The 8,233-nt window shown below is 48.5% G+C and carries 7 protein-coding genes and 1 tRNA gene; 2 read left to right on the top strand and 6 right to left on the bottom strand.

Annotation, left to right across the window (positions count from 1 at the left end):
- Positions 1–205 precede the first annotated feature (205 nt).
- Entirely contained in the window at positions 206–919 is a 714-nt protein-coding gene (locus RMO84_RS11410) for a biotin/lipoate A/B protein ligase family protein (RefSeq protein ID WP_310488579.1), read from the bottom strand.
- A gap of 129 nt (positions 920–1,048) precedes the next feature.
- Here RMO84_RS11410 and RMO84_RS11405 point away from each other — a divergent pair, with 129 nt between their 5' ends.
- The gene (locus tag RMO84_RS11405; RefSeq protein ID WP_310488578.1) at positions 1,049–1,744 is read left to right on the top strand and encodes a Uma2 family endonuclease; all 696 of its coding nucleotides are present in this window, start codon (positions 1,049–1,051) and stop codon (positions 1,742–1,744) included.
- Positions 1,745–1,830: 86 nt separating this feature from the next.
- Positions 1,831–2,466: an HAS-barrel domain-containing protein gene (locus tag RMO84_RS11400; RefSeq protein ID WP_310488577.1), complete on the top strand. Its 636-nt coding sequence runs from the start codon at positions 1,831–1,833 to the stop codon at positions 2,464–2,466.
- A 112-nt stretch (positions 2,467–2,578) separates the two neighbouring features.
- Here RMO84_RS11400 and RMO84_RS11395 read toward each other — a convergent pair whose 3' ends face one another.
- The 5 genes from RMO84_RS11395 to RMO84_RS11375 all read right to left on the bottom strand — a co-directional run bounded on the left by RMO84_RS11395 (position 2,579) and on the right by RMO84_RS11375 (position 7,933).
- Positions 2,579–4,015: a hypothetical protein gene (locus RMO84_RS11395; RefSeq protein ID WP_310488576.1), complete on the bottom strand. Its 1,437-nt coding sequence runs from the start codon at positions 4,013–4,015 to the stop codon at positions 2,579–2,581.
- Between the two features lie 343 nt (positions 4,016–4,358).
- Positions 4,359–5,402 (bottom strand): hypothetical protein, encoded by a 1,044-nt coding sequence (locus RMO84_RS11390; protein ID WP_310488575.1) that lies wholly within the window; start codon positions 5,400–5,402, stop codon positions 4,359–4,361.
- 165 nt (positions 5,403–5,567) lie between these two features.
- A tRNA-Met gene (locus tag RMO84_RS11385) sits at positions 5,568–5,640 on the bottom strand.
- A 165-nt stretch (positions 5,641–5,805) separates the two neighbouring features.
- On the bottom strand, positions 5,806–6,753 hold the full coding sequence (locus RMO84_RS11380; RefSeq protein WP_310488574.1) for a M23 family metallopeptidase: 948 nt from the start codon (positions 6,751–6,753) through the stop codon (positions 5,806–5,808).
- Positions 6,754–7,471: 718 nt separating this feature from the next.
- Positions 7,472–7,933 carry a tRNA (cytidine(34)-2'-O)-methyltransferase gene (locus RMO84_RS11375; protein ID WP_310488580.1) on the bottom strand — a complete coding sequence of 154 codons (462 nt, stop codon included), beginning with the start codon at positions 7,931–7,933 and terminating at the stop codon, positions 7,472–7,474.
- Positions 7,934–8,233 lie beyond the last annotated feature (300 nt).

The raw sequence follows: 8,233 nt of genomic DNA, 5'->3' as shown, positions 1-8,233 counted from the left end.
TGCAAAAGTATTCAGTCCCGCAGCTTTTACCTTTGTAAAGAGTATTTCAAACAGAATCGCTCAAACTAATTCTTCAATTTCGAGACTATCTGCATACGCAATCGATCGAGCATTGGAAAATATGGTAAATAATGCTGGTGTAACACATCCCCATAGTCAACAGGGACAGGAGCGTGTATTGTCAAACAGAAGCTCGATCTTAACTTTAAATTTCCGCCCATTCTCGATCCGATAGTGGCCGAATGTCGAACTGTACCTGAAAATTACTAGCGGCTGTAATAACTAGAGCATCAATAATTCGATCGATAGTTAATGCTAAAATCGCTGGTGGTGGTAGCGTAATCGATTCGCCAAATACTTTTTCAAATAATTCTAAATCGGGATTGAGTCGCATCGAGCCATGTTGGAGGATCGCACCAGATTTAATTAATTGGGCACTCCCAATCAGTTTATAACCATCAGCACAAACAAGATCCGCACTTGTCGCCGTACCGAAACAATTGGGATTATGAATATAACCCGTACCTGCCGTACCGTATTGTAGATCGACACCGATCGATCTCCAGCCATCGATGAGAAACTGACAAATTTGTCGATACACTTCCACCCTTTTACCCACAAATCCCGAACCGATGAAGGCGTAAGTCAGATCGCCTTGATGTAAGACACCGCGCCCACCCGTCGGACGTTTGATGAGATCGATCGGTCGATCGTGCCATACTAGCGATCGCCAATGTTCGGGATAGCGTTGTTGGTGATATCCTAGAGAAATTGTCGGTTGCGACCAGGTGTAAAAGCGCAAAGTCGGCGGAATGTGCCCTAAAATGTGTTGCTTTAATAACCATCGATCGATCTGCATTTGCAATTGTCCGGTAGTCTCAATCGGTGGAATTAGTCGCCATGTAGTTGGATTAGTCACTCGTTGGCTTAGCCTACCGTAGGTAATCGCGATCCAATTATATGACCCGATTATCTATTCTGCTATATTTACAACTAGAGTAGTCTCGATTCTCCTGATGGAGAGTCTACGCCAACGATCTAAATTCCTATGGTCGCACCCATCATCAATTCAACTACTACCGAGATTATCTATCCCGAGAGCGACGGCAATCCGATGGCTGACAATACCAAACAATTTCGATGGATTGTCACCATCAAAGAAAATCTCGAACTCCTATACGCCGAAAATCCCGATGTATTTGTAGCAGGAGATTTATTGTGGTATCCAGTCGAAGGTAATAATACCATTCGCCAAGCACCCGATATTATGGTGGCGGTCGGCAGACCGAAAGGGGATCGTGGTTCTTACCAGCAGTGGAAAGAAGCGGGGATTGCTCCCCAAGTTGTCTTCGAGATTTTATCTCCAGGCAATCGACTGGCAGAAATGCAGCGCAAGTTAAGTTTTTACGAACGTTACGGCGTCACCGAATATTATATTTATGACCCCGACCGGATTGACTTTGCTGGCTGGATGAAAACTGACGACAGGCTCGAATCGATTGAAGAACCTCAGAACTGGGTGAGTCCGCGATTGGGAATTCGGTTCACTCTCGAACCCGATACCCTCAAGATTTATCGCCCTGACGGTCAAATATTCCTAAGTTTTGTCGATCTAGATCTGCGTCGTCAAGCCGCAGAGCAACGCGCTGATATTGCGGAACAACGCGCCGACACCGCCGAACAGCGCGCTGCTATCCTCGCTGCAAAATTACAGGAATTAGGCATCGACCCCACAGATTTATAATCGTAAGTTGCCACTACCCGATTTTTGTTCGTGAAGATGGACTTTAATTTCCCTATTCCCTAAACCCTATCCCCTATCCCCTATCCGTGCGTTTACCCCTTCCCCAATTTAGCATTGGTGCCAAAAACCCCCAGCATATCGCTGAGGTAATCGAGACATCTACCTGCGAATTTTTGGCTCAATGCCTAGAACCAGAAGATCTCAAACTGGCTGTGATGCCGACATTTGGCAGTATCGTCAAAGCCGCCGACGAAGAAACTGGCAATCAAATCCTGGCCGTGGTTTATCATGCTACCACTGCCCCGATCGATTCGGTACATCGCGCCCGTGCTTTGGGGATGTCGCTCGACGAACTGCGCGAAGAACAGCCCCAGATTTTCGCGATGCTCAAAACCGAGTTTAAAGCCGCGATAATTGGCTTTGAGGACGATAAGGGGCAAATGTATCAATATCTGCCGCCACGCCCGCCCCAAATCCACCAGGGGGTGTATCAGTGCGATAAAGAAGAGATTATCCGGTTTAGCGAACAGTTAGAATTTTTGCGGACGCTGCTACAAGTTCAGGGCGCACCAGTAGAAGCACTTACCGCCGCTACGATTCGCGAAATCCATCAGTTACGATCGCGAGATCGATCGTGGTTAGTGACTGCCGGACGCACGGTCAGTCTGATTCTCAAAGATGATTATGACAGGTTGCGCTATGTGTTATCACAAATTCGCTAAATTCAGCTTCGCACTGGCATAACGATCGAAAAACCCCACTTTTAATTAAGTGGGGTTTTTTAATAACGTGCAAATCTCACTAGATTCGCTGTGTAGCTAACTGCCAGAGCAATTAGTTGACATCAACTAAAGCTTTAACTGGGAGTCCAACTGAGGCAGAAGTATCACCGGGCAACAAGCTGGCAACTCTAGGAGCTGCGGCTAGCTGTTGAGATCCCAAAATCAGCCCGCCGAGGTTGTTGCGCTGATTGACAACCAACCAAGATTGCTTAGGAGTTACTGGGGTCAGGCTGCTACTTACATAAGTACTCTTGCGACTAGTAACTGTAGCTGTAGTGGTCAAGCTCTGCTGACTGGGTGTGACAGCAGCCAAGTTAACTACAGATTTGAGTGGCTTGGCAGTTAATAACGTTTCGCCAGGAATGCTAAACTTCGGCACGTTGGCTGTATACGTCTGCGCGTCAGCTAGCGTTTCGCCAGGAATGCTAAACTTCGGCGTGCTGGCTGTATTATATGCCTGAGCGGTAGCTAGCTGTAGACTGGCTGCATTGACTGAAGCACTCGGTACGCTGGCAACTGTCGGCGAGATAAACTGTGTGAGTGCCACCATGGAACTGGTTTTGGGGGCACTGGCAGTTGTGTCTGATGCGATTGCGGTTGGTTGACTGTTGAGGTTATTACCTAACAACCGTTGCAATCCAGACGGAATTGCCGCAATCGGATCGAGCGACTGGACTGGCGCGATCGATTTAGGCGAAACTACTGTGGATAAACCTGTTTTGCTCTGTTGAGTCGGAATTGCCGCGATCGGGTTTAAAGGCGCAGGGGCAGTTTTGTCGATCGTCGGTACGCTAGCCGTAACTGGCATCCGGTCGAGCTTCTGCATCAGTTCTGGACGGACGACTGGAAATGGATCGACGGCAGTTTTGGCAGCCATCATCGCTGACAATGGTGTCGGTGCGCCAATTTCAGTAGCGACTGAAGTCGAAGGAACTACAGTTTTGGTGGCTAGTTTGCTAGCTGTTTTGGGTGCGAATTTATTTGCTGTATTGCCGTTGCTGTTGCCAATATAAATCCCTGGTACTGGAATCGGTGACGATGAGGGATTGATGGCTTGAGATAGGGCTGAAGCAACATCGTTATTTTGCCGATTTTGGGGCTGAAACTTGTTGGCTTTAGCAGAGAGCTGTTGCTGTTTGAGCGATTTGAGCGATGGTGAAATGACGCTCGATGCATAGGTGCGGCGGTGCGGACGAATCTCGATCGCGGCACTAGGTGCTGGCACTGCCGGAACTGCCATGGAACTGACGGCTAGTTGGCGTACGGCTAAATCTGGCGTAGGCGCAACTCGATTGACTAACTCGCGATCGATCCTAGTTCCCGAAGATTTGATCTTACTCCATGGCGATACTTGCGCCGGAGCTTGACGATTGAGACTGACTGATACTGGTTTGGTTGCCGCACGAACGCACAAGGTGCTAGATAACAATAATGCTGTTCCCAACACACCAAGACTAGGTTGCAACCAGGTAAGCCAAATTTTTAACATTTTTGAATTAGCTCTATAGTAATGGAAATTTCTAGTTACTATCACTTACTTTGTAACTACTCACTCTCTTTGAAGCTTAGCTCATCCTCATCAGTGAGGCTGGGGCTGCTTACAAGTGGAGGTTGGAGTGAAATTGTACCGGCGTCTTTTTGGTCGATCGCGATCGATAACAATGGTCGTAGGTAAATTTCTAGCTGACCGATTACTTGACTTTGGTTGGCTATTGTGAAAATTGTGTCAAACTCTTTTCACCCTATCGACCCAAATGCAACTTGGTAAGTTTACAGTATTGTGATTCTAACACCGTCATTGTATCACGTTTTTTTTACAGCCATATCAGTATTTATGCTGGTATTATCCAGATGCCGATCGTGCCAGCATGCGTACCGGTAGCTAGGTACAGAGCTTGGGGCTGCCAGTCGATGGCCGTAAATCCACTGAGGATCGGGAGGGTCAAGATCTGCTCGATGCGACCGTCCACCGTCCACAGGCAGGCATACCCATCAGCACCACCAGCAACCAAAATCGGCTCGCTCGGATGAGCGATTGTAGTAGTGACGACATCTTGATGTCCTTCTAATGGTAAACCATGCCATGCGATCGCATCAACACTCAATTCCCACAACACGATTGTCTCGCCACTTGCTACCGCCAAACTAGGGAGTGCAGTGCCATTTAGCCAAGCAAGCTGTCGAATTTTGCCCGGAAAACCTTGTAATGTCCACTGCTCGTCTGGCTGTTGCCAATCCGTCACTGTCAAAGTGCGATCGAGATTACCCATTGCTAGATAGCGACCGTCCGGCGACCACGCCAGCTTGAGACTGGTCGTATCGACTGCGATCTTTTCGCTGGGAGCAGTTGGCTCGATTGCCGACCAAATTTGCCCGCCTTTGTCGCCAGCCGCTGCGATATATTCGCCATCGGGATGCCAGACCAGATCGAAGACGGAAGACCGATCGAATTTCCAAGCAGTTTTGAGTGTCGCTGTCGGGATGTCCCAAACCTCGATTTGCGCGCCATAACCGATCGCTAAATACGGCTCGGTGGGGTGCCAGACTAGCTGCTCGATCCACTCGTCAATGTCGATCGTAGTAACTAATTGTGGTGGCACGTCCGCTCGATCGCAATTCCAGATCGCCAATTTTCCAGCTTGACCCCCAGCGGCTAACCACCGACTATCAGCACTAAAGGCTACGCGCGAGATCGTTTCCCCAGTAGCAGACTGCAAGCTAACGAGTTCGCCTCCGCCAGCATTCCAGACGACTGCACCCGCCGCCGAACTCGCCGCCCACCCCCGACCGTTGGGCGCGCAAGCGACGGACGTCACCAGATCGTCTAGTTGCCCTTGCCAAACTAACTGTAGTTCTAACTGCTCGTTTGCTACCAAGATGCGCTCGAATTAAATCATCGTGTGTCGATCGATTCGATCGATGCCATCAACCACTTGCCAGTGCGCGATCGATTCGCTTCTAAATGTAAAGAAATTACCAGCAGTGACATCCTGCCTTAAAAATGTAAGTTAGGATCGTTACTACTGGTAATCGAGTGAATATGGCTCAAGTGTGACTCGAACACACGACCAAGGGCTTATGAGTCCCCTACTCTACCGACTGAGCTATTGAGCCGCGTTATTTAACGTATATCAATATAGCATGAATGCTAGATTTTAGCGATAAAAATTTGTGATTTTGGCAACCATCACGCCGATCTGGCCATCCCGCAACAGCTTGGGGCGATCTGTTCAGTCGTAATCTCGATCGAGATCGCCCCGAGCGAAGTTTTCACCCGAGTTAGCTATTGGCCGGTAAATGTGCGATGGGGTTGACAGCACTACCACCACTGGGTCGGATTTCAAAGTGCAAGTGCGAACCAGTACTATGTCCGGTACTGCCCATGCGGGCGACTTGTTGCCCCTGACGAACGCTTTGACCGACGCTCACTGACAATTCACTATTATGTCCGTAACGGGTGGTCGTACCGTCCAGATGGCGAATTTCAACTAAGTTGCCATACCCAGACTGATAGCCAGCAACGACAATGGTGCCATCCGCAGCAGCGTTAATCGGGGTACCAATGGGAGCAGCAATGTCAATGCCTTTATGCATTCTGCCCCATCGCCGACCGAATCTAGAAGTAATGGTACCTTTAGTCGGCCAGGAAAAATCGATAGTTGTGGTGCCATTATTCGAGCTAGGTAGCCGATCTTCAGGACTGACGAGATCGCCTTCAGAGCCGCTGTTGGGGGCGGCATAGGGCGAGGCAGTAGCAACGGCTTTAAAAGTGCGTTGTTTGGGCGGTGCGATCTCGATCGGCACTGAGGCTTCGCCGTTAAAGTTTAAAGTAGGATTGGCGACAGGGGCGGGATAAGTTCGGGGCGAGTACGACTGAGCGATCCGGACTGTTGGTTGTCCGTGCTGCGCTCGCATGGCCGCAATCTCGCCCTGTAGCTTGTCGATAGCTGTGGGGTTTGTCACTGCGAGATCGCCAGCTTGACTGACTGCTTCGGCAGCAGCAACTGAATTCGGATAGTTGGCGGGAATCGTGGCGATGCCGATTAAAACCGTTAATCCCACCATCATGCTGGAGGTAAGGCTCCGATGATTACCAAACAGAGAGACAACTTTTGCCATACCTGATGGCCGATTGGCGACTGGTGCGGACGATTTACCCACCAACACATCTCGATGCACATTCGGGCGATGACCTAATTTATCTTGCTGCGTAATTTCGGGTTTCAACAAAAATGACCTCCTAATTTTGACTGCTTTACGGGCAGTCAGCTAGACCGGCTGCTAACTGACTTATTACTTCCGATTTCGTTGGCTAGTATCGACCCGAAACATTATTGTAAAAACCAACCGAAGCTCTAAATATTGGAACGATTCGGAATAATGCGGGAATTTAAGCGAAGCGATCGGTCTGTTATTGAGTAATGGTAACGATTGGGGATCGCTAACGTAACTCTACGTGAAGATGCAATAATTTGCAAGTTTCTTAACGATCGACTAATTAACTTTGTTTACTCTAGCAGGCTCGATCGATTGGTAGCGGTGATTTCGATCGTGTCAGCTCGAACGGGACTTTAATTGCCAGTAAATCACTCGCATCGATCGATGTAACCCCGATTAAACAAGACTTTAAACGCTTGATTGCTAAACTGACAACCGTGTATTCTCGGATCCAGTAATGGGCGATCTATTAACGTAGATTGCCAAGTCAGTAATTTTTAAATCCGCGCGATCGCTAACGTAATTAAGTCAGGGAACGTTAATTCAATGATTAGCAATAACTAATTTAATCGCGATCTGCTCGATAAATCGATGATATAAATTTCTTATCTAAAATTCGCCCTAGTAATTTCCCGATCGCTACAGTGTGCCGAGCGATCGGGAAATTACTAGGGAGATCGTCCGCACAAGTTTGTGCCTGTCTGGATCGTACCGAGATCGCAGACTGCTAATCGAGCTGGAGCTGACGGCGAGCTTCAAATAAGCCGATCGCGGCACTCACAGATAGATTCAGGCTTCTGACGCCAGGTTCGCTCATGGGGATATAAACCGTGGCTGCACACTGTTCGAGGATCTCGGCTGGTAATCCTTGAGTTTCACTCCCAAATAACAGCCAATCATCAGCTTGAAATTGAAAGTCAAAGTGAGAGCAAGTAGTACCCTTAACGCTAAACCCCACCCACCTTCCAGGCTGTTGCTGGTGAAATTCGCTAAATGCCTCGATCGAGGGGTGAATTTTGAGACTGACATAAGGCCAGTAGTCTAATCCAGCCCGTTTGAGATAGCGATCGGTAATTTCAAAGCCGAGTGGCCCGACCAAGTGTAAATCGGTGCGCGTTGCCGCACAAGTCCGCGCGATATTGCCAGTATTGGGGGGGATTTGAGGATTGACTAAAACTAACTGGGGCATAAACTTAGAATTCAACTGTGCTGGAAATCGGGTAGCGTTCGGTTCGATCGATGAAGTGTCACCTAAAGAGTTATTTCATCTGGATTAGAGCGAGTCATTCAGGATCTTGCAATCTTTCGTAATATATAGATTTTGGTTATGTTTGAGCTACCCTATCGATCGATTCAAATTTCAAATCTATTCGATCGGGTTCGATTTTTTGTGTATCTAGTCCAGAGCGCGCTGAGATCGCTATTTCCCAGATTGCCTGGATGTCTCAACCGGCAATCTGGGCGATCGGCTACACAGGCTGACACAGAT

It is taken from the genome of Chamaesiphon sp. VAR_69_metabat_338, from assembly GCF_031423935.1.
Taxonomy (GTDB): Bacteria; Cyanobacteriota; Cyanobacteriia; order Cyanobacteriales; family Chamaesiphonaceae; genus Chamaesiphon.
The sequence above is the reverse complement of the archived record's forward strand: the minus strand, read 5'-3'. Positions and strand labels throughout refer to the sequence as shown.